General features: G+C 67.5%; 19 protein-coding genes. 15 read left to right on the top strand and 4 right to left on the bottom strand.

Annotated features, from left to right (window positions below):
• The first annotated feature begins 4 nt into the window (after positions 1 to 4).
• The 4 genes from MHEC_RS12965 (at position 5) to MHEC_RS12950 (ending at position 3746) form a co-directional block, all read left to right on the top strand.
• On the top strand, positions 5 to 1012 hold the full coding sequence (locus MHEC_RS12965) for a VWA domain-containing protein (RefSeq protein ID WP_048892663.1): 1008 nt from the start codon (positions 5 to 7) through the stop codon (positions 1010 to 1012).
• 90 nt (positions 1013 to 1102) lie between these two features.
• Complete coding sequence (gene fabG1 / locus MHEC_RS12960; RefSeq protein ID WP_048892664.1) at positions 1103 to 1855, top strand: 3-oxoacyl-ACP reductase FabG1; 753 nt, start codon at positions 1103 to 1105, stop codon at positions 1853 to 1855.
• Between the two features lie 20 nt (positions 1856 to 1875).
• On the top strand, positions 1876 to 2685 hold the full coding sequence (gene inhA, locus MHEC_RS12955; protein WP_048892665.1) for an NADH-dependent enoyl-ACP reductase InhA: 810 nt from the start codon (positions 1876 to 1878) through the stop codon (positions 2683 to 2685).
• Positions 2685 to 3746 carry a ferrochelatase gene (locus MHEC_RS12950; RefSeq protein ID WP_048892666.1) on the top strand — a complete coding sequence of 354 codons (1062 nt, stop codon included), beginning with the start codon at positions 2685 to 2687 and terminating at the stop codon, positions 3744 to 3746. Before inhA ends, MHEC_RS12950 begins: the two co-directional genes overlap by 1 nt.
• Here the strand turns inward: MHEC_RS12950 and MHEC_RS12945 are convergent.
• Positions 3712 to 4569, bottom strand: a complete 858-nt coding sequence (locus MHEC_RS12945; protein ID WP_048892701.1) for a hypothetical protein — start codon at positions 4567 to 4569, stop codon at positions 3712 to 3714. The genes MHEC_RS12950 and MHEC_RS12945 overlap by 35 nt on opposite strands.
• 58 nt (positions 4570 to 4627) lie before the next feature.
• On the opposite strand from MHEC_RS12945, the gene MHEC_RS12940 reads away from it, so the two are divergent.
• Positions 4628 to 5062 (top strand): NfeD family protein, encoded by a 435-nt coding sequence (locus tag MHEC_RS12940; protein WP_048892667.1) that lies wholly within the window; start codon positions 4628 to 4630, stop codon positions 5060 to 5062.
• A gap of 26 nt (positions 5063 to 5088) precedes the next feature.
• On the top strand, positions 5089 to 6231 hold the full coding sequence (locus MHEC_RS12935; RefSeq protein WP_048892668.1) for an SPFH domain-containing protein: 1143 nt from the start codon (positions 5089 to 5091) through the stop codon (positions 6229 to 6231).
• Between the two features lie 128 nt (positions 6232 to 6359).
• On the opposite strand, the gene MHEC_RS12930 is transcribed toward MHEC_RS12935, so the two are convergent.
• Positions 6360 to 6863: a nitroreductase family deazaflavin-dependent oxidoreductase gene (locus tag MHEC_RS12930; RefSeq protein WP_048892669.1), complete on the bottom strand. Its 504-nt coding sequence runs from the start codon at positions 6861 to 6863 to the stop codon at positions 6360 to 6362.
• A 132-nt stretch (positions 6864 to 6995) separates the two neighbouring features.
• Here MHEC_RS12930 and MHEC_RS12925 point away from each other — a divergent pair, with 132 nt between their 5' ends.
• From MHEC_RS12925 to MHEC_RS12915, 3 genes are all read left to right on the top strand, one after another.
• Positions 6996 to 8621, top strand: a complete 1626-nt coding sequence (locus MHEC_RS12925) for a DUF7159 family protein (protein WP_372507405.1) — start codon at positions 6996 to 6998, stop codon at positions 8619 to 8621.
• Positions 8622 to 8866: 245 nt separating this feature from the next.
• Positions 8867 to 9613: a response regulator transcription factor gene (locus tag MHEC_RS12920; RefSeq protein WP_048892671.1), complete on the top strand. Its 747-nt coding sequence runs from the start codon at positions 8867 to 8869 to the stop codon at positions 9611 to 9613.
• Positions 9610 to 11043: a sensor histidine kinase gene (locus tag MHEC_RS12915; protein WP_048892672.1), complete on the top strand. Its 1434-nt coding sequence runs from the start codon at positions 9610 to 9612 to the stop codon at positions 11041 to 11043. The genes MHEC_RS12920 and MHEC_RS12915 overlap by 4 nt, the downstream gene beginning before the upstream one ends.
• On the opposite strand, the gene MHEC_RS12910 is transcribed toward MHEC_RS12915, so the two are convergent.
• A complete protein-coding gene (locus MHEC_RS12910; protein ID WP_082169971.1) occupies positions 11033 to 11782 on the bottom strand; it encodes a TVP38/TMEM64 family protein in 750 nt (249 codons plus the stop codon). The two genes, MHEC_RS12915 and MHEC_RS12910, sit on opposite strands and share 11 nt — an antisense overlap.
• Before the next feature lie 155 nt (positions 11783 to 11937).
• Between MHEC_RS12910 and mutA the strand changes: the two genes are divergently transcribed.
• Genes mutA through lipL form a run of 4 tightly spaced genes read left to right on the top strand, consistent with a single transcriptional unit; the run spans position 11938 to position 18345 of the window.
• A complete protein-coding gene (gene mutA / locus MHEC_RS12905; RefSeq protein WP_048892673.1) occupies positions 11938 to 13782 on the top strand; it encodes a methylmalonyl-CoA mutase small subunit in 1845 nt (614 codons plus the stop codon).
• A 2-nt stretch (positions 13783 to 13784) separates the two neighbouring features.
• Positions 13785 to 16037, top strand: a complete 2253-nt coding sequence (gene scpA, locus MHEC_RS12900) for a methylmalonyl-CoA mutase (protein WP_048892674.1) — start codon at positions 13785 to 13787, stop codon at positions 16035 to 16037.
• A complete protein-coding gene (gene meaB / locus MHEC_RS12895) occupies positions 16038 to 17027 on the top strand; it encodes a methylmalonyl Co-A mutase-associated GTPase MeaB (protein WP_048892675.1) in 990 nt (329 codons plus the stop codon).
• A gap of 52 nt (positions 17028 to 17079) precedes the next feature.
• Complete coding sequence (lipL, locus tag MHEC_RS12890; RefSeq protein WP_048892704.1) at positions 17080 to 18345, top strand: esterase/beta-lactamase LipL; 1266 nt, start codon at positions 17080 to 17082, stop codon at positions 18343 to 18345.
• A gap of 50 nt (positions 18346 to 18395) precedes the next feature.
• Here lipL and MHEC_RS12885 read toward each other — a convergent pair whose 3' ends face one another.
• A complete protein-coding gene (locus MHEC_RS12885) occupies positions 18396 to 18731 on the bottom strand; it encodes a hemophore-related protein (RefSeq protein ID WP_048892676.1) in 336 nt (111 codons plus the stop codon).
• 362 nt (positions 18732 to 19093) lie between these two features.
• Here MHEC_RS12885 and MHEC_RS12880 point away from each other — a divergent pair, with 362 nt between their 5' ends.
• Both MHEC_RS12880 and MHEC_RS12875 read left to right on the top strand, forming a co-directional pair.
• Positions 19094 to 20197: a zinc-dependent alcohol dehydrogenase gene (locus MHEC_RS12880; RefSeq protein ID WP_048892677.1), complete on the top strand. Its 1104-nt coding sequence runs from the start codon at positions 19094 to 19096 to the stop codon at positions 20195 to 20197.
• On the top strand, positions 20194 to 20757 hold the full coding sequence (locus MHEC_RS12875; RefSeq protein ID WP_048892678.1) for a carboxymuconolactone decarboxylase family protein: 564 nt from the start codon (positions 20194 to 20196) through the stop codon (positions 20755 to 20757). Before MHEC_RS12880 ends, MHEC_RS12875 begins: the two co-directional genes overlap by 4 nt.
• Positions 20758 to 20759: the final 2 nt, after the last annotated feature.

The raw sequence follows: 20759 nt of genomic DNA, 5'->3' as shown, positions 1-20759 counted from the left end.
TGCGATGACGCTGCCGCTACTCGGGCCGATGACGCTGTCGGGCTTCGCGCACCCCTGGTTTTTCCTGTTTTTGCTGGTCGTCCTCGGCATTGTCGCGCTCTACATCATCATGCAGGTGGCCCGGCAGCGGCGGATGCTGCGGTTCGCCAACATGGAGTTGCTGGAAAGCGTCGCACCGCGGCGGCCAACGCGGTGGCGGCACCTGCCGGCGACCCTGTTGGTGGCGGCGCTGCTGCTGCTGACGATCGCGATGGCCGGCCCGACCCACGACGTGCGGATTCCCCGCAACCGCGCGGTGGTGATGCTGGTCATCGACGTGTCGCAGTCGATGCGGGCCACCGACGTCGAACCCAACCGCATGGTTGCCGCGCAGGAGGCCGCCAAGACGTTCGCCGACGAGCTGACGCCCGGCATCAACCTGGGGCTGATCTCCTATGCGGGCACCGCGACCGTGCTGGTCTCACCGACCACCAACCGGGCGGCCACCAAGGCCGCGCTGGACAAGTTGCAGTTCGCCGACCGCACCGCCACCGGCGAGGGCATCTTCACCGCGCTGCAGGCGATCGCCACCGTGGGGGCGGTGATCGGCGGCGGCGACACCCCGCCGCCGGCGCGGATCGTGTTGTTCTCCGACGGCAAGGAAACCGTGCCGACCAACCCCGACAACCCTAAGGGCGCGTTCACCGCCGCGCGCACCGCCAAGGACCAGGGGGTGCCGATCTCGACCATATCGTTCGGCACACCGTACGGCTTCGTCGAGATCAACGGCCAGCGCCAGCCGGTGCCGGTTGATGACACCACGATGAAAAAGGTCGCCGAGCTGTCCGGCGGCAACGCCTACAACGCGTCCAACTTGCAGGAACTCAAGCAGGTTTACTCGACGCTGCAGCAGCAGATCGGCTACGAAACGATCAGGGGCGACGCCAGTGTCGGCTGGTTGCGGCTGGGTTCGCTGATCCTCGCGCTGGCCGGGTTGGCGGCGCTGCTGATCAACCGGCGTCTGCCGACCTGATTTTCGCTCGTCGAGTGGCCACTTAACGCACACCTCCGCCGCGAAAGGCGTGTCATACGTGGCCGCTCGGCGATGCGATAGGTTGTCGGGGTGACTGACACAGCCACCGAAACCACCCACCCGGGCAAGCCGCCCTTTGTCCCCCGGTCGGTGCTGGTCACGGGCGGAAACCGGGGGATAGGACTCGCGATCGCGCGCCGGCTGCACGCCGACGGCCACAAGGTGGCCGTCACGCACCGCGGCTCCGGGGCGCCCGAGGGGCTGTTCGGCGTCGAGTGCGACGTCACCGACAACGATGCCGTCGACCGCGCCTTCAAAGCGGTCGAGGAACACCAGGGACCGGTCGAGGTGCTGGTGGCCAACGCCGGTCTCGCCGCGGACGCGTTTCTCATTCGGATGACCGAGGAGAAGTTCGTCAAGGTCATCGACGCTAACCTCACCGGGGCGTTCCGGGTGGCTCAGCGGGCATCGCGCAGCATGCAGCGAAAGCGGTTCGGCCGAATGATCTTCATCGGTTCGGTCTCCGGCACCTGGGGCATCGGCAACCAAGCCAATTACGCCGCCTCCAAGGCCGGTCTGATCGGCATGGCCCGCTCCATTGCCCGGGAGCTGTCGAAGGCCAATGTGACCGCGAACGTGGTGGCCCCCGGCTACATTGACACCGATATGACCCGCGCGCTGGATGAGCGGATTCAAGCGGGGGCCCTGGAGTTCATCCCGGCGAAGCGCATCGGCACGGCCGACGAAGTCGCCGGCGTCGTCAGCTTCCTGGCCTCCGAGGACGCCAGTTACATTTCCGGCGCGGTGATTCCCGTGGACGGCGGGATGGGAATGGGTCACTGAGGACTCGACAAAGGACGGACATGGCAGGACTGCTGGAAGGCAAACGGATCCTGGTCACCGGGATCATCACCGACGCGTCGATCGCGTTCCACATCGCCCGCGTCGCGCAGGAACAGGGCGCACAGCTGGTCTGCACCGGGTTTGACCGGCTGCGGCTGATCGACCGCATCCTCGACCGGCTGCCGCAGAAGCCGCCGCTGCTGGAACTTGACGTGCAAAACAACGAGCACCTCGAAACGCTGGCCGACCGAGTGGTCCAGGTCATCGGGGAGGACAACAGGCTCGACGGCGTGGTGCACTCGATCGGCTTTATGCCACCCAGCGGGATGGGCATCAACCCGTTCTTCGACGCGCCGTTCGAGGACGTCGCCAAGGGTATTCACATTTCGGCGTACTCGTACGCTTCGCTGGCGAAAGCGTTGTTGCCGATCATGAATCGCGGTGGAGCGATCGTCGGCATGGACTTCGACCCGTCCCGGGCGATGCCGGCGTACAACTGGATGACGGTGGCCAAAAGTGCGCTCGAATCAGTGAACCGGTTTGTCGCGCGCGAGGCCGGCCAACACGGTGTGCGGTCCAATCTTGTTGCTGCCGGGCCTATTCGGACACTGGCGATGAGCGCGATCGTCGGTGGCGCACTCGGGGAGGAAGCCAGCAAACACATGGAACTGCTCGAACAGGGATGGGACCAGCGCGCCCCGATCGGTTGGGACATGAAGGACGCCACACCGGTCGCCAAAACGGTGTGCGCGGTCCTGTCGGACTGGCTGCCGGCCACCACGGGGGACATCATCTATGCCGATGGTGGCGCGCATACCCAGTTGCTCTGATGCGGTTTGACGCCGTCCTGCTGCTGTCCTTCGGCGGACCGGAGGGACCCGACCAGGTACGGCCGTTTCTGGAAAACGTCACCCGCGGACGCGACGTGCCGCGGCAGCGTCTCGACGAGGTCGCCGAGCACTATCTGCATTTCGGCGGGATCTCGCCGATCAACGCCATCAACCGGGCGTTGGTGGCCGAACTGCGAGCCGAACTTGCCGACCGTGGTCTGCGGCTGCCGGTGTATTTCGGTAACCGTAATTGGGAACCTTATGTCGAGGATGCGGTTGTTGCGATGCGCGACGACGAGATTCGCTGCGCAGCAGTGTTCACCACGTCGGCGTGGAGCGGGTATTCCAGCTGCACCCAATACGTGGAAGACATCGCTCGGGCCCGGGCAGCAGCGGGGCCGGACGCACCCGAGCTGGTCAAGCTCCGGCCGTATTTCGACCACCCGCTGTTCGTCGAGATGTTCGCCGAGGCAGTCCGTAACGCCGCCGACACGGTGTGCGCCGGTGCACGGCTGGTGTTTACCGCACACTCGATTCCGGTGGCCGCTGATGAGCGCTGCGGACCGCACCTTTACAGCCGTCAAGTCGCTTATGCTGCAAGGCTAGTTGCAGATGCTGTCGACTACTGCGATTACGATCTGGTATGGCAGTCCCGATCGGGTCCACCCCAAATCCCTTGGCTGGAACCCGATGTCGCCGATCATCTCACCACTCTTGCTGACGCGGGCGTGAAAGCTGTCATCATCTGCCCCATCGGATTCGTCGCCGACCATATCGAGGTGGTGTGGGATCTCGACCACGAACTGCGGGGGCAGGCCGAGGCGGCAGGCATGGCGTTCGCGCGGGCCGGCACCCCCAACGCCGATCGGCGATTTGCGCGGCTAGCGGTCGATCTGATCGACGAAATGCGCTATGGCCGTGCACCGCAGCGGGTCAGCGGACCCGACCCGGTGCCCGGCTGCGGGGCCAGCGTCAACGGCGCGCCATGCCGACCGCCGCACTGCGTCGCCGCATGCCCGCCGGCCGTCAACCCCGCCACGCCGACCGCAGGATCGCGCTGACCGCGGCGATTCGCGCCGAACGCACCACCCCGGCCAGCGGGCGCAGCGCGTCGGCGGCGATCTGAGTCTCCGACAAGGATTGCGCCGCGATCGGCAACCGGCTCAGCCCGGCGCTGACCGTGATGATCGCGTCGACATGTGCCGCATTCTCCAGCACTCGCACCGCCCGCGTCGGTGCGTGCTCGGGGATCCGGTGCTGCCGCGAGGCTGCCAGCAACTGCGCGACCAGCGCACGTGGATCGTCGACATCTGTGGTGGGGCTGTCGATTCCGATCGTGGCCAGGGTATCGGCCGCCGAGCGCACGGCCGAGCGCAGCGCGTATTCCGCCTCGCCGAGTTCGTGCGGGTCAATAACGGGCACGGCGGGCAGCGAATACACTGTCCAGCACAGCACTTCGGGTGTATCGGCCCGGTCATCGGAGTCGTCGTAGTGGCACTCGGGAACCAACCCGACGGCCACGGACTGATTGCCGGGATCGCCGACGATCACAGCCTCGCCGGCGGCCAGTGCATCGCGCTCGAACTGCGTGCCGGCCGCCAGCCCGCGCACATCGCCCGGCACCGGTAGGACGACGTTCACCGACGGTTCGTGGACCGCGGGCCGGCCAGCCGCGGTACGCAGTGTTTGCAAGAGCGACACCGCGCCACCATCGTGCACATCCGGCCACGGCAGACCGGTGTGGCCGGCGGCGACAGCATCATACGCGGTTACGGATTGTCTTGGCGCCCAATGTGATAGCGCGTCCAGAACGTCGTCGGGCGCCGCCTTACCGGCAAGCCAAGCGTTAGCCCAAACCGAGAGCGTCGCACTGGGGCACCACATGCTCTCGCAGTCTAGTTGTTCGCCCTGATTGTGGCCGATCGCGCGATATCCTGACCGCATGCCCGCAGCCCTGCTCTGGCTGATCTTCGCGTTGGGCCTCGCCGGTGCGGAGGCGCTGACCGGCGACATGTTCCTGCTGATGCTCGGTGGCGGGGCGCTGGCGGCGGCCGCAACAAGTTGGCTGCTGGACACCCCGGTGTGGGCCGACGGGGCGGTGTTCCTGGTGGTGTCGGTTCTGCTGCTGGCAGTGGTCCGGCCCGCGGTACGGCGGCGCCTGACCCCGGCGAAGGAGATAGCCACCGGGGTGCAGGCGCTGGAGGGCAAAAGCGCGCTGGTCCTCGACCGCGTCGCACGACACGAGGGTCAAGTAAAGCTGGACGGTCAGGTATGGACGGCGCGGCCGTTCAATGAGGCCGACGTCTACGAGCCCGGCGAGTTGGTGACCGTCATGCGCATCGACGGCGCCACCGCGGTGGTGTGGAAGAACGCCTAAACCCTCGAGAGCAATAGGAGAAACCAATGCAAGGTGCGGTTGCTGGTCTGGTGTTGCTTGCTGCTTTAGTGATCTTTGCCGTGATCGTGGTGGCCAAATCGGTGGCGTTGATTCCGCAGGCGGAGGCCGCGGTGATCGAACGCTTGGGCCGGTACAGCCGCACGGTGAGCGGACAGCTGACGCTGCTGGTGCCGTTCATCGATCGCGTCCGCGCTCGGGTCGATCTGCGTGAGCGCGTGGTGTCGTTCCCGCCACAGCCGGTGATTACCGAGGACAACCTCACGCTCAACATCGACACCGTGGTGTATTTCCAGGTGACCAACCCGCAGGCGGCGGTCTACGAGATCAGCAACTACATCGTCGGTGTCGAGCAGCTGACCACCACCACGCTGCGCAACGTGGTGGGCGGCATGACGCTGGAACAGACCCTGACGTCGAGAGAGATCATCAACAGGCAGCTGCGCGGCGTGCTCGACGAAGCCACCGGACGCTGGGGGCTGCGGGTCGCGCGCGTGGAGCTGCGCAGCATCGACCCGCCGCCGTCGATCCAGGCTTCGATGGAAAAGCAGATGAAAGCCGACCGGGAGAAGCGGGCGATGATCTTGACGGCGGAGGGCACCCGTGAGTCGGCGATCAAACAGGCCGAGGGGCAAAAACAGGCGCAGATCCTGGAAGCCGAGGGTGCCAAGCAGGCTGCGATCCTGGCGGCCGAGGCGGACCGGCAGTCCCGCATGCTGCGGGCGCAGGGCGAACGGGCGGCGGCTTATCTGCAGGCCCAAGGCCAAGCCAAGGCCATCGAGAAGACATTCGCCGCAATCAAGGCCGGCAGGCCCACTCCGGAACTGCTGGCCTACCAGTACCTGCAGGTGCTGCCGCAACTCGGCCGGGGCGAAGCGAACAAGGTGTGGGTGATACCCAGCGACTTCGGCTCGGCCCTGCAGGGTTTCACCAAACTGCTCGGGGCGCCCGGGGATGACGGCGTGTACCGGTATCACCCGTCGCCGGTCGAGGACGACTTGCCCAAGCCAGAAGACGACAGCGACGAGATCGCCGACTGGTTCTCGACGCAGACCGATCCGGCGATCATGCAGGCGGTGGCCAAGGCCGAGGCCGATGCGCGCAAGCCGGTGGAGGGCCCGGTCGGCACGACGCCCGAGCTGAGCCAGTAGATGTCGCGACGCGCGGTCACGATTTCCCCGAGACCGTGCGCGGCGCTCCCCGGCCGCCGCGCGCGCCGACGGCGCGGCGACGTGCACGGGTCGATGGTTGCGGTCGGGCACACCGCTGCGACCGAGGGTCAGCCATCGGCCCGATTCGCGGCCAATCGAAACTCGACCATGGGCAGGGGCGTGTTGGTCTGGCTGATCGGTCTTTCCAAGGTGTTCTCGAGCACGCGCCTCAACGCGGCCCAGGCGTGCGGGTGTCGACCGATGTAGACGCCGAGCGTGTTGTCGGCTTCCTGTTGGCTGAGAACCCGCGCCCTGGCGGGTTTCGGGGCGCGACTGCCGACACAGACACGCACGCGCGGATTTGCCTGGATGTTGCGGAACCACTGCGCGTTGCCGCCGAAGCCGGAAGCGACGACGTAGGTGTCGGACGTCGGGTGATCGACGACTTCCAAGACGACGTAGCGGTGAACACCGGACCGGCGGCCGATGTGTTCGAGCATGAGCAGCCGCGAGCCGAACACCGCCCCGGCACGGGCCTTGTAGACCCAAATCGGGGCGCGCATCAGCCAGCGTGAACGAAGCAGTCTCGCGCCGACGGCGGCAAGCCGCGATGATGGCTCTATGGCCCACATGGTTGTGCCTTTCGTGTCCGAGGTGCTGAGCGCCGACGCGTATCGCTGAACGATGTCAGGTGGGTAAGCTGATAATTAGCGACTCTATGTTGTAGCAAGGATTGCCGCGCAGGCCAGGCTGGTGGAGGAGCAGTGGACATCGTCCTCGGTGTGTCGATGGCGCCCACGACGGTCCGCCTGGTGCTGGTCGAAGGGGAAAACGCCGACGGCGCCACCGTCGACGAAGACGGCTTCGAGGTGGCCGCTGCCGAGGACTGGCCCAGCTTCGGTGCGCCTGAGCGGGTGATCGCGGCCATCCTGGGCACCCGGGAGAGCGCGGCGGAGGGTGATTACCGCCTGGCGTCAACCGGGGTCACCTGGACCGACCCCGTCGAGGCCGCGATCCTGCGGGATGCGCTGGCGGCCCACAAGGTCGAGAACGTCATGTTGGTGTCGGCATTCTTGGCCGCGGCGGCTTTGGCCCAATCGGTCGGCAGCGCTGTGGGCTATGCGCATACGGGGCTGCTGTTTCTCGAACCCGAGACCGCGACGCTGGCAATCGTCGACTCTGCCGACGGCTCGATCGTCGATGTGCGCCGCCGAACGGTGCACAGCGCCGATCCTGTGATCGAGTTGACCGATCTGGTAGCTCAGCTTGACGCGTTGGAATCGCCGCCCGATGGGGTCTTTGTGGTCGGTGCCGGCGTTGACATCACGTCGATCAAGCCGTGCCTGGACTCGGCGACGACGCTGCCGGTGACCGTGCCCGAAGAGCCCGATACCGCGCTCGCTCGTGGCGCGGCGTTGGCATCGGCGCATGCGCCGCTGTTCGTGTCCTCGACCGCGGCGGTGGCCTACTCACAAGTCCCCGACTGGACGACCGCCGAGGTGGTCGACCCGTCTGCGGCCGGCGCCGACCCCACTGATGCAGGTGCTGACCCCGCCGAAGACCTGCCCTACACCTACGACCAGGCAGGTTTGCGCGCCGACGAACCCGGCCGCAAGCCGCTCCTGGTGGCCTTGGGCGTGATGACGGTCTTCTTCGTGGGGGTGTCAGCGCTGGTGATCTCGTTGGGGCTCCGGGCTCGCCCAGCCGTGAGTCAGCAGCCCAGGGTCGGCGCCGGCCTCATTTTTCCGGTGAAGGAGGCGCCCGCGGCGGCCCCGAAGGCGCCGAAGCCAGAGTCGCAAGCCCCGCCCATGGCGCCGCCGAACATCGTGCGGCAGCCAGTGCCCGAGGCACCGCAACCGGCCCCCGATGCGGTCGCGCCCGCGGCTCCCGCCCCCGGGCAGCACCCCGGGGCTCCGGCGCCCGAGGCCGCCGTGCCCGCGCCGGTGCCCGCCGTTCCACAGCCCGTCCCGGTGCCGGTGGCGGCGACACCCCCTCCGGCGGCTCCGGCTCCACCGCCCGTGGTGCGAGCACCGGTCCCGGCCGGTCCCCCGCCCGCGGCTCCACCACCTGCACCTGTGCAGGTTGCACCGTTGCCGATCCCGCTGCCCGCGCCGGCGATTCCGATCCTGCCGCCAATCTTCAATCCGCCAGCACACAATCCACCGCTCCAGCCCGGCGGTGGCGACCACGATCGGGGCGGGTGGCCAGGCGGCGGATGGCCGCCCGGCCGCGGGTGGCATCCGGGCGGCGACCGCGGCGGGAGCGGATGGCTTCCCGGCGGCGGCATAGGTGGGAACCACGGCGGTCTCGGCGGGATTGGCGCCGGCGGCCACGGCGGCGGGTTCGGTGGCGGATTCGGCGGATTCGGCGGTCGCCACGGGGGCCGGTGATCCGCGCGACGACACCGCCATGGCTCACGGTGGCGGCGGTCGCGGCGCGGGCCGGCGAATCGGGTGCAGGCGCGCTGAGCGTGATCAGCTCGCTGGCGCCGACCGCTCCGACCAGCAGCCCGGCCACTCCGTCGGCCGGTGTGGTTGCCGACGACGGTAGCCAGCGAACTCGACGCAAATCTGAAGAAACGTATCGCGCCCGTTCTTCAGGTTGGTCTCAGAAAGGCTGCATTAACTAATGGACTATGACCGATCGCCGCGGCACCGGCCGCCAGGAGAGGCGCGCGGTTGCCCGAAAGGACGACCAGTTCAGCGTGGGCGCGCCGCGGGTGCTGGTGGTCGAGGACTCCGAGACCATTCGGGAAATGGTCAGTGAGGCGCTGGCCGATGCCGGTTACCACACCGATACCCGCTCCGACGGCGAGAACCTCGAAGACGTGCTCGACGGCTTCCGGCCAGACCTGGTGGTGCTTGACGTGATGCTGCCGGGCGGCCGAGACGGGTTCAGCCTGATAGACGTCGCGCTCGCCTGGGGCGACGTCGGGATCGTGATGATCACCGCCCGTGACGGCCTGCCCGACCGGTTGCGCGGTCTCGACGGTGGCGCCGACGATTACGTGGTCAAACCTTTCGAGCTGGCCGAACTGGTATCGCGGGTGGGGGCGGTGCTGCGCCGCCGGGGCCGGCTGCCCGCGGCGGTGCAAGCGGGCGACCTGTTGGTGGATATCGACGCCGGAGTGGCCGCGCGCGGCGGCCACCGGCTGGATCTGACCGCCACCGAGCTACGGCTGCTGGCCTTTCTCATCGAGCAGCGCGGCCGGATCGTCAGCGCGGCCCAGATCCTCACCGCGGTGTGGGGCTATGACGCCTACGACGCCAACCTGGTGCAGGTCCATGTCAGCGGGCTGCGCCGCAAGCTCGAGGCGCACGGGCCCCGAATTTTGCACACCGTTCGCGGTATCGGCTACCGCCTGCAACCGCGGCGCTCATGACGTCGGCCGCCACGCCGACCCCGTCGCTGCAGCGTCGGGTGACCGTGATCGTGGTCGGGTTGCTGGCGGTGCTCTTGCTGCTGCTGGGGGCGGTCATCGACGTGAGCGTGGGAGCACAAGCCCGCCGCAACCTGCATGACCAGCTGCTTGCCGCCACGTCGCGTGCGGACGCGCTCGCCGCTGGCGGTACTGCACCGGCCCAACTGGCCGCCGAACTCAACGGCGGCAGCGTGCGGGCGCTGGTGATCACCGCCGACGGCGCCACCTACGGTGATGCGGCGATCAGCCCAGACACCACTGCCGGCCCGCTCGTCCCGCCACCGCCGTGGGCTCCGGCGCCACCGCCCCCGCCACCGCCGGATGCGACCGCTACCGCCCTGGTGCACCCGCTGCCCACCGGTGGCCGGGTGATCCTGGTCGCCGACACCACGCAGACCACACAAATGAGGAGCCAGCTGCGCCGACTGATAATCGGGGCTGGTCTGGCCACGGTCGCGATCGCGGCCCTGTTGTTTGTCGCGGCGAGCCGCGCGGCGTTGCGACCGCTGGAGCGGCTGACCCAGGTGGCGAAAAGCATCACAACCGGTGACCGGGGCAGACGACTGCGACCAGACCGTCCTCATACTGAGTTAGGCTGTGCTGCAAGCGCTTTCGACGATATGCTCGATGCACTGGAAGCCTCCGAACACCGCGCGCGGCGCGCTGCGGAAGCTGCGCAGCGCGCCGAGACCGCGACCCGGCGATTCCTCGTCGACGCCGCGCATGAACTTCGCACCCCGATGGCCGGGATCCAGGCCGCCGCCGAGCAACTCGTCAGCAACGCCGGCCGGCACCGGTCCGACGCGGCTGCGCGCCGCCAGTACCGTCGCGCAAGTCTGTTGCTGTCGGACGCCCGCCGAGCGGCCCGCCTGGTCGCCGACATGCTCGACTTGAGCCGCATCGACGCGGGGTTGCCGCTGGACCTTCAAGGCTGCGACCTGGCCAGGATCGTCGACGCCGAAGCCGACCGTACCGCGATGCTGGCGCCGCAACTGACCGTCACCCGCACCGGGGTCACCACGTTGCCGCTCCGAGTCGACCCGACCCGGGTGGCCCAGATCTTGTCCAACCTGCTCGACAACGCGCGACGGCACACCCCGGGCGGCGGCCAAATCACCATCGACCTGCAGCACCGTGAGCACCACGCCGAGGTCACGGTCACCGACACCGGCCCGGGCATTCCCGACCAGGAGCGCGAGCGCATCTTCGAACGGCTGGTCCGCCTGGACGCCGGACGGGCCCGCGACCACGGCGGCGCCGGCCTGGGCCTGCCGATCGCGCGGGCCCTCGCCCGCGCCCACGGGGGCGAACTGACATGCCTATCTCACGACGGCGGCGCTCAATTCCGGCTCAGCTTGCCCAGCAACGCCGACGAGCCCCTCACCGCCTAACCATCGGCCCCACCGAGTCGTGCGCGCCGGCGGCTCGCCGCCGATGCTGGCGGATCTCGTAGACCAGCACGGCAAAGCCGACGGCACCGGTGCACAGCGACACCAACACCAGCAACGGGCTGACATGACCGGTCAGCGCATCGCCGAGAACCACCACGGCGGCCGTCCCCGGTGCGGTGCCGACCAGGGTGGCCAACGTGTAGGGCCACAACCGCACGGCCGAGGCCCCGGCGGCGTAGTTGAGCACCGAGAACGGCACCGCCGGGATCAGTCGCAGCGAAAGGATCGTCGGCCAGCCGCGGTCCCGCAGCCGTTCGTCGACGGTATCGATGGCCCGGTGGCGTACCAGACGGCTCAGCTGCAGACCGGCCACCCGCACCAGCACCAGCGCGATTACCGCGCTGGCGGTGCTGGCCAGCACCGCGATCAGGATCCCGAGCAACGGCCCGAACAACAGGCCGGCGGCCAGGGTAAATGCCGTCCGGGGAAACGGTAGCGCCGTCACGACGATGTGCGCGCCCAGGAAAGCCAGCGGAAACCAGGGCCCCACCGATGTCGCCCAGTCCCGCAGCTGCACTGCGGTGGGAATCGGAACCAGCAGCACCACCACGACCAGAACCGCGACTGCTGTCGCTGCCACGCCGAGTCGCCGCCGGGGCACTTGACGCGCGGTCGCAACCACCGCGGACGTGACGCCACGCAGGATGTCGCGGGCCTTGCTGGTGGCGGGAACCGTCACGATGTCCCAGGCTACGGGTGTTGGGTAAACGCGTCGTGTCCCGTGCCCGGTGGTCCGCCCGGCTGAGCGCACCTCGGCTCTGGCGCCTCGACGGCAATCAATTAGCCTGGCAATCGAACCTATGCCGCCACATGCTGCGATAACGGGAGCCGCCGGTGTCAGTCGATGTGTCCGTTAAGCCGGTCGATCTGGCGCAGGCGCGTGCCCGGTGGCGCACCGCGGTGGCCGAGGTGCTGGCGAAGAGCGCCCGCCCTCCGGCCGACCAGCTCGGCGAGGAGCCGGAGCGGCTGCTGGACACTCCCACCTATGAAGGGTTCGCGATCCGCGCGCTGTACACCGCGCTTGACGCGCTTCCGGAGCGGCCGCTGCCGGGCGAGTTCCCCTATGTGCGCGGCGCCGACGCCTACCGCGACGTCAATGTCGGCTGGAAAGTCGCCGAAGTGTTCCCCGCCAGTGGCGCCGAGGACAATGCGGCGCTGCTGGCCGCGCTGAGCGACGGGGTGAGCGCGCTGGTGCTGCAGGTGGGCCAGTCCGGTGTGGCACCGGCCCGGCTTGACCGCCTGCTCGCCGGCGTGTACCTGGATCTGGTGCCGGTCATTGTGGACGCCGGCGCCGACTACCCAGCGGCCGCCAATACCATGCTGGCGCTGATCGAGGAGCTGGACGACGACAAGCGGGCCACGTTATCGGTCGACCTCGGCGCCGACCCGCTCACCGCACCACTGAGTCAGCGTCCGGCGCCTTCGATCGACGACGTGGTCGCGATCGCGGCGCGCATAGCTGACGCGCGCGGGGTGCGGGCCGTAACCGTCGACGGACCCGCTTTCCACAACCGGGGCGCCAACTCCGCCTGGGAGCTCGCCGGCAGCGTCGCCGCCGCGGTCAGCTATCTGCGGGCGCTTTGCGGAGCCGGAATCGCGATCGCAAATGCCCAGCGACAGATAAGTTTTCGTCTTGCCGCCGACGATGACCAGTTCATGACAATCGCGAAGATGCGCGCGGCGCGACAACTGTGGGCGCGGGTGGCCGAAGTGCTCGGCGAACCAGACAGCGGGACGGCGGTTCTGCACGCTGAAACATCACTGCCGATGATGACCCAGCGCGATCCCTGGGTGAACATGCTGCGCACCACGCTGGCCGCGTTCGGCGCAGGCGTGGGCGGCGCCGACACCGTGCGGGTATTGCCGTTCGACGCGGTGATCCCAGCGGGTTATCCGGGCATGCCGAAGGACTTCTCGCGCCGTATCGCCCGCAACACCCAGCTGCTGTTGTTGGAGGAATCGCACGTCGGCCGCGTCCTGGACCCCGCTGGCGGCTCCTGGTACGTCGAGGACCTCACCGAACAGCTGGCCCAGCAGGCCTGGCGGCACTTCCAGGACATCGAAGCACGCGGCGGCTTCGTCGAGGCCCGCGACTACCTGAGCGATCAGATCGCCCAGGTGGCCGCGCGGCGCATCGACGACATCGCGCACCGCCGCACCGCCGTGACCGGGGTGAACGAATACCCGAACCTCGCCGAACCGCCTCTGCCGCATACTGATTCGACATCCACGGTGCAACGTTATGCCGCACAGTTCGAAGCATTGCGGGACCGTTCCGACGCTTACCTGGAGTCGACCGGGCGACGACCATCTGTGCTGCTGCTGCCGCTGGGCCCGCTAGCTGAGCACAACGTGCGCGCCACGTTCGTGACCAACCTGCTGGCGTCCGGAGGCATCGAGGCGATCAACCCCGGGCCGGTCGACGCCGCCGGTGTCGCGCAGGCGGTGTCCAACGCGGGGACCACGAAAGCCGTGGTGGTCTGTGGCACCGACAAGCGCTACAACGACGACGCCGCCGACGTGGTCAGGGCGGCGCGCGGCGCCGGGGTAGAGCGGGTTTACCTCGCCGGGCCGAAAACGGCGCTGCACGATGCCGAATATCTGCCTGACGAGTACCTGACCGCCAAAATCAATGCGGTGGAAGCCCTGTCGAATCTGCTCACCCGATTGGGGGCCTAGCGATGACCGCGAGCACCTCGATTATCGGCAGCTTCGCCGATGTCCCGCTGCACGGCGACATCACCGGCGAGCCGGTCACCGAGTCGGCCGTGGAAAAGCACGTCACCGCAGCTGCGTCGGCACATGGGTACACCCCCGAGCAGTTGGAGTGGCACACACCGGAAGGCATTGTCGTCAAACCGGTTTACATCGCCGCTGACCGCGATGCCGCGGTCAGCGAAGGCTATCTGTTGGACAGCTTCCCGGGCGAGCCGCCCTACGTCCGCGGCCCCTATCCGACCATGTACGTCAACCAGCCGTGGACCATCCGTCAATACGCCGGATTCTCCACCGCAGCCGAATCCAACGCTTTCTACCGCCGCAACCTGGCCGCCGGGCAGAAAGGCCTGTCGGTGGCGTTCGACCTGGCCACGCACCGGGGCTATGACTCCGACCATCCCCGGGTCCAGGGGGACGTCGGAATGGCCGGTGTAGCAATCGATTCCATTCTCGACATGCGGCAGTTGTTCGACGGAATCGATTTGGGATCGGTCAGCGTGTCGATGACCATGAACGGCGCGGTGCTGCCGATTCTGGCACTTTATGTGGTGGCCGCCGAGGAGCAGGGCGTGCCGCCGGAGAAGCTCGCCGGCACCATCCAGAACGACATTCTCAAAGAGTTCATGGTCCGCAACACCTACATCTATCCGCCCAAGCCGTCGATGCGGATCATCTCCGACATCTTCGCCTACACCAGTGCCAAGATGCCGAAGTTCAACTCAATCTCGATTTCCGGCTACCACATCCAAGAAGCCGGTGCGACAGCGGATTTGGAGTTGGCCTACACGCTTGCCGACGGGGTGGAGTACATCAAGGCGGGCCTGGACGCCGGCTTGCACATCGACCAGTTCGCGCCGCGGTTGTCGTTCTTCTGGGGTATCGGAATGAACTTCTTCATGGAGGTCGCCAAGCTGCGGGCGGGGCGGCTGCTGTGGAGTGAGCTGGTCGCCCAGTTCAACCCGAAGAATCCCAAATCGCTGTCGCTGCGCACCCATTCGCAGACGTCCGGGTGGTCGCTGACCGCACAGGACCCATTCAACAATGTGACCCGGACCTGTATTGAGGCAATGGCCGCCACCCAGGGTCACACTCAGTCGCTACACACCAACGCGCTGGACGAGGCGCTGGCGCTGCCCACCGATTTTTCGGCGCGGATCGCCCGCAACACCCAACTGGTGTTGCAGCAGGAATCGGGCACCACGCGGCCGATCGACCCTTGGGGCGGGTCGTACTACGTGGAGTGGCTGACACATCAGCTCGCCACCAAGGCTCGCGCACACCTGCGCGAGGTCGCCGAGCACGGTGGCATGGCCCAGGCCATCAGCGACGGTATCCCCAAGCTCCGCATAGAAGAAGCCGCCGCGCGTACCCAGGCCCGCATCGACTCCGGGCGTCAGACAGTCATCGGTGTCAACAAGTATCGGGTCGACGAGGACCACGAGATCGAGGTGCTCAAGGTTGACAACACCCGGGTGCGTGCCGAGCAGCTGGCCAAACTCCAAGAGCTGCGGGCGAATCGGGACCAGGAGGCGGTGGAAAAAGCGCTGACGGAATTGACCCGCGCCGCCGCCGCGCACGGCAAAGCGGGCCCGGACGGGCTCGGCAACAACCTGTTGGCGCTGTCAATCAACGCCGCACGAGCCAAGGCAACAGTAGGGGAGATCTCCGACGCACTCGAAAAGGTCTACGGACGTCATCAGGCCGAAATTCGTACGATCGCCGGGGTCTACCGTGATGAGGCCGGAACGGTGAGCAGCATCTCCAGAGCGACCGAGCTTGTCGCGAAATTCGCCGAGGCCGATGGCCGCCGGCCACGCATTCTTGTGGCGAAGATGGGTCAGGACGGCCACGACCGCGGCCAGAAGGTGATCGCCACGGCATTCGCCGACATCGGATTCGACGTCGACGTCGGAGCGCTGTTCTCCACTCCCGAGGAAGTGGCCCGGCAGGCCGCCGACAACGACGTGCACATCGTCGGGGTCTCGTCACTTGCCGCCGGTCACCTCACCCTGGTGCCCGCGCTGCGCGATGCGCTGCGTGAGGTGGGTCGGCCCGACATCATGATCGTCGTGGGCGGCGTGATCCCCCCCGGCGACTTCGACGCACTGTACGCCGCCGGCGCTACCGCGATCTTCCCGCCCGGCACGGTGATCGCCGACGCCGCGATCGACTTGCTGCACAAGCTCGCCGAGCGGCTGGGTTACCCGCTTACCTAGATGGCTGCCCAGGACATCGACACCGTCGACGAGCTGGCGGCCGCTGTGAGCAGCGGCGACCGCGCCGCACTGCCGCGCGCGATCACGTTGGTGGAATCCACCCGCGTCGATCACCGCGAGCAGGCCCAACAGCTGTTGCTGGCGCTGATGCCCGCGGCGGGAAGCGCTCACCATGTCGGTATCACCGGAGTACCCGGGGTAGGCAAGTCGACGGCGATCGAAGCGCTCGGCATGAAGCTGATCGAGCAAGGCCATCGGGTGGCGGTGCTGGCTGTCGATCCCTCGTCGACCCGCACCGGGGGGTCGATCCTGGGCGACAAGACCCGGATGCCCCGGCTGGCAACGCATCCCGACGCCTATATCCGCCCGTCCCCGACCTCGGGCACGCTGGGCGGGGTGGCCAAAGCCACCCGGGAAACCATCGTGCTGCTCGAGGCCGCGGGCTTCGACGTGATCTTGGTCGAGACCGTCGGCGTCGGCCAATCCGAGGTGGCGGTGGCCAACATGGTCGACACCTTTATCTTCCTGACGCTGGCCCGCACCGGTGATCAGCTGCAAGGCATCAAGAAGGGCGTGCTGGAGTTGGCCGACATCGTGGTGGTCAACAAGGCCGACGGCGAACATGTGGCCGAGGCGCGGGTCGCCGCCCGCGAGCTGTCGTCGGTGATCCGGTTGATCTATCCACGCGATACCCTTTGGCGCCCACCGGTTTTGACCATGAGTGCCCTCGAGGGAACGGGCCTGGAGGAGCTGTGGGACACCGTCGAGCGTCACCGCCGGGTGCTGACGGAGGCCGGTGAGTTCGAGGCGCGCCGCCGCGCGCAGCAGGTCGACTGGACCTGGCAGATGGTTCGCGACACGGTGCTGGAACGGGTGCTGTCCAATCCCGAGGTCCGCAAGATCCGCGCGGACCTCGAGCGGCGGGTGTTAACTGGCGAATTGACCCCGGCTATGGCGGCTCAGCAAATACTTAAGGTTGCATCAGCCTAACGGAAAGGTAACTTAAGGATTGTTTGCCAAGCGGGTGGGTAAATTCACCAATATGGGACAAGAAACCCGTGGCTATCGCGGTGCCGTGCTGCCCCGTGGCGTTCACGGCGCAGCGGATCCGCACTTTGCCTGCGCGGTACGCAGCTTCGCCGGCATTTTTCCGTCACGTCGATTCGGCGGCGGCGCGCTGGCGGTATACGTCGACGGCGAGCCCGTCGTCGACGTGTGGACGGGCTGGGCAGACCGGGCCGGTGAGGTGCCGTGGTCGGCGGATACCGGCGCGATGGTGTTCTCGGCGACTAAGGGTATGGCCTCCACTGTCATCCACCGGCTGGCCGACCGCGGGTTGATCGACTACGACGCGCCCGTTGCTCGGTACTGGCCCGAGTTCGGGGCAAACGGCAAAGAGGGCATCACCGTCCGCCAGGTAATGCGCCACCGTGCCGGCCTCTCGCACCTGCGGGGCGCCACCAAGGAAGACTTGCTCGATCACGTGCGGATGGAACAGCGGATCGCTGCCGCCGCCCCGGGCAGCCTGCTGGGCAAACCCGCGTATCACGCGTTGACATATGGCTGGCTGATGTCGGGGCTGGCCCGGGCCGTCACCGGCAAGGGGATGCGGGAGCTGGTTCGCGAGGAGCTGGCCGAGCCGCTGGACACCGACGGACTGCACCTGGGCCGCCCGCCGCTGGAGTCGCCGACGAGGGTCGCGCAAATCATCATGCCGCAAAGCACCATCCCCAACCCGGTGTTCAACAGCATCGCTCCGCGGATCGCCGCACTGGAGCTGTCCGCCGGGTTCGGCTCGATGTACTTCCCTGGTATGAGAGCCGTTGTGCAGGGCGACATTCCGTTGCTCGACGCGGAGATTCCGTCGGTGAACGGGGTGGCCACGGCGCGAAGCTTGGCGCGGATGTACGGCGCCATCGCCAACGGCGGCCGAATCGACGGCACCCAGTTCCTTTCGCGGGACCTGGTGGCCACTCTAAGTGGACGGAGGAGCCTGCGGCCCGACCGAAACATTTTGGTGCCGTTGGCATTTCACATGGGTTATCATCGCGTGCCGTTCAACGTGATGCCGGGCTTCGGTCATGCAGGGCTGGGTGGCTCACTGGGCTGGGCCGATCCGGCGAGCGGTGTGGCCTTCGCTTTCGTGCATAACAGGCTGTTGTCGCCGTTCGTGGTTGTCGACCATGCCGGGTTTGTCGCAATGGGCGCCATGCTGCGCCGGGGCGCGTCACTGGCTCGGCGACGGGGGCTTCAGCCGGTGCCTGATTTCGGGGCCTCGTTCCCCCGGCCGGGAGCCGCCGCCGGCTGAGGCGCTTCAGGCAGCGTCATCGGAACCCGCGCAAGTGTGCGCGGTGCGGCTCAGTAGTTATTGCAGATCTGGGCGATCTGTTCGATCGTTCCGAGGTACTGCTGGCCCCCGGGGCTGGCCTGCAGCTGCTGGATCATCTGCTGGCGCTGAGCGGGCGGCGAAGCGAGGAATCTGCGCAGCGCCGACTGCGCCACCGGCGACGCGTTGAACTGCGCAGCAGCGGCCGGATCCTGGGCGTTGAGTGCCGAAACCACCTGAGGATAGGTGCAAGTGGTGTTAACGACCGGATCATCTGGCTGCGCGGAAGCCAAGCCGGCTCCGGCGGTCAGTGACAATGCCACGGCACCGACCGCGGTCGCCAGTCTGGGCGACGACAATGTGACCATTTATGAAACACCTTTCACGAATTCATCGCCGGGTATTCGACGGCGATGTTATCAGCCTAGCCGCTGCATCCTTGGCGCACGACTCAACTAGCTGTGCACTGCCTAAGAACATTTCTTCACAAAAAGCCAGCCAATTTTTTGGCTTATCCGGTACACTAATGCGCGCCGGCTTTTTAGGCTGTTAATTCCGGAGTCCATCGGCTGCGCATTGGCGCGGTCATTTTGTGCCGGGTTCTAAGTTCCTCGACACGCGTAAAGGCCGAATGGCCGTCCTAAGCGGCGGCATTTCGGCAGCGGCCCCGGACATAGCGCCGCCAACGTCGCGATTGACTCATCAATCAACAAGTCCGTAAGGTGCGCGTATGTCGCGCGACGCGATGGCGCGGGCCCTGGTACTGGAGGCACCCCGGCGCCTGGTGAGTCGCCATCTCCCGTTGCCCGCGGTGGGCGCCGATGACGCGGTGGTCCGGGTGGTGGCCTGCGGGCTCTGTGGCACCGACCACGAGGAGTACACCGGCGAGTTGTCGGGCGGTTTCGCATTCATCCCGGGTCACGAGACGGTAGGAACTATCGAAGCGATCGGCCCGCGGGCAGCGCAGCGCTGGGGCGTCGCCGTCGGCGATCGGGTCGCCGTCGAAGTCTTCCAGTCGTGCCGAGAATGCGCGAATTGCCTTGCCGGACAATACCGGCGTTGTGAGCGCCACGGGGTTGCCGACATGTATGGGTTCATTTCCGTCGATCGTCCACCCGGTTTGTGGGGCGGCTACGCCGACTACCAGTACCTGTCGCCGGATTCGATGGTGTTGCCGATACCGCCCGACCTCGATCCGGTCGTCGCCACCTTGTTCAATCCGTTGGGGGCTGGAATACGCTGGGGCGCAACGCTCCCCGGAACCAAGCCGGGTGACGTCGTCGCGGTGCTCGGTCCCGGGATTCGCGGGTTGTGCGCCGCGGCCGCGGCTAAACAGGCCGGCGCCGGATTCGTCATGGTGACGGGACTGGGCCCACGCGACTCCGAACGGCTGGCGCTGGCGGCGAAGTTCGGCGCCGACCTGGCGGTCGACGTGGCCGTCGATGATCCAACCGCCGCCTTGACGAAAGCGGCTGGCCGGCTGGCCGACGTCGTCGTCGACGTCACCGCCAGAGCGCCGGCGGCCTTCGCGCAAGCGATCGCGCTCGCCCGTCCGGCCGGCACCGTCGTGATCGCCGGCACCAGAGGCTTTGACAGCGGCGCCCCGGGTTTCTCGCCAGACATCTTGGTGCTCAAGGAATTACGTGTCCTCGGCGCGCTCGGGGTCGATGTCGCCGCATACCGGGCGGCGCTTGAGCTGCTCGCGTCGGGCCGCTACCCGTTCGAGAGCCTGCCTCGTCGCTGTGTCGGTCTCGACGATGCCGAGGAGCTGATCGCAACGATGGCCGGCGAACGTGCCGGCGTCCCACCCGTCCACGGGGTGATCACGCCATGACCGGGCCGCGTGTGCCGCGGCTGCCGGTCGAGGAGGCCAAGGCCGCAGCCGACGAAGCAGGCGTGCCCAACTACATGGCCGAGTTGGCGATCTTCCAGGTGTTGTTGAACCACCCGCTGCTGGCCCGCTCCATCAACGACTTGCTGGCAAGCATGCTGTGGCACGGCTCGCTTGATCCGCGGCTGCGCGAATTGGTGATCATGCGCATCGGCTGGCTCACCGCGGCGGACTACGAGTGGACCCAGCATTGGCGGGTCGCGCAGGGCCTGGGTGTCTCGGCCGACGATTTGCTCGGCGTGCGCGACTGGCGCGCCCACGAGGGGTTCGGGCCCGCCGAGCGCGCGGTGCTCGCGGCCACCGACGACGTCGTGCGCGACGGGGCGGTAAGCGCGGAGAATTGGGCTGCGTGCCAACGCGAACTCGCGGGCGACCCCGCCGTGCTGATCGAGCTCGTCACCGCGATCGCGGCCTGGCGGATGATCGCCACGATCGTCCAGAGCCTCGACGTTCCGTTGGAAGACGGCGTCGCCAGCTGGCCACCGGACGGCCAGGCCCCGTAGCG

It is taken from the genome of Mycobacterium heckeshornense (assembly GCF_016592155.1).
Classification (GTDB): domain Bacteria; phylum Actinomycetota; class Actinomycetes; order Mycobacteriales; family Mycobacteriaceae; genus Mycobacterium; species Mycobacterium heckeshornense.
Note: the sequence above shows the minus strand (reverse complement) of the source record. Positions and strands in the feature narration are given on the sequence as shown.

What these genes read in the sequence shown, in the direction of transcription:
- scpA (WP_048892674.1), top strand. Translation starts at nt 13,785, where the DNA reads ATGACCGCGAGCACCTCGATTATCGGCAGCTTCGCCGATGTCCCGCTG.
- MHEC_RS12920 (WP_048892671.1), top strand. Translation starts at nt 8,867, where the DNA reads ATGACCGATCGCCGCGGCACCGGCCGCCAGGAGAGGCGCGCGGTTGCC.
- lipL (WP_048892704.1), top strand. Translation starts at nt 17,080, where the DNA reads ATGGGACAAGAAACCCGTGGCTATCGCGGTGCCGTGCTGCCCCGTGGC.
- MHEC_RS12875 (WP_048892678.1), top strand. Translation starts at nt 20,194, where the DNA reads ATGACCGGGCCGCGTGTGCCGCGGCTGCCGGTCGAGGAGGCCAAGGCC.
- inhA (WP_048892665.1), top strand. Translation starts at nt 1,876, where the DNA reads ATGGCAGGACTGCTGGAAGGCAAACGGATCCTGGTCACCGGGATCATC.
- MHEC_RS12930 (WP_048892669.1), bottom strand. Translation starts at nt 6,863, where the DNA reads ATGTGGGCCATAGAGCCATCATCGCGGCTTGCCGCCGTCGGCGCGAGA.
- MHEC_RS12965 (WP_048892663.1), top strand. Translation starts at nt 5, where the DNA reads ATGACGCTGCCGCTACTCGGGCCGATGACGCTGTCGGGCTTCGCGCAC.
- MHEC_RS12950 (WP_048892666.1), top strand. Translation starts at nt 2,685, where the DNA reads ATGCGGTTTGACGCCGTCCTGCTGCTGTCCTTCGGCGGACCGGAGGGA.
- MHEC_RS12945 (WP_048892701.1), bottom strand. Translation starts at nt 4,569, where the DNA reads ATGTGGTGCCCCAGTGCGACGCTCTCGGTTTGGGCTAACGCTTGGCTT.
- MHEC_RS12915 (WP_048892672.1), top strand. Translation starts at nt 9,610, where the DNA reads ATGACGTCGGCCGCCACGCCGACCCCGTCGCTGCAGCGTCGGGTGACC.
- meaB (WP_048892675.1), top strand. Translation starts at nt 16,038, where the DNA reads ATGGCTGCCCAGGACATCGACACCGTCGACGAGCTGGCGGCCGCTGTG.
- MHEC_RS12885 (WP_048892676.1), bottom strand. Translation starts at nt 18,731, where the DNA reads ATGGTCACATTGTCGTCGCCCAGACTGGCGACCGCGGTCGGTGCCGTG.
- MHEC_RS12940 (WP_048892667.1), top strand. Translation starts at nt 4,628, where the DNA reads ATGCCCGCAGCCCTGCTCTGGCTGATCTTCGCGTTGGGCCTCGCCGGT.
- MHEC_RS12935 (WP_048892668.1), top strand. Translation starts at nt 5,089, where the DNA reads ATGCAAGGTGCGGTTGCTGGTCTGGTGTTGCTTGCTGCTTTAGTGATC.
- MHEC_RS12880 (WP_048892677.1), top strand. Translation starts at nt 19,094, where the DNA reads ATGTCGCGCGACGCGATGGCGCGGGCCCTGGTACTGGAGGCACCCCGG.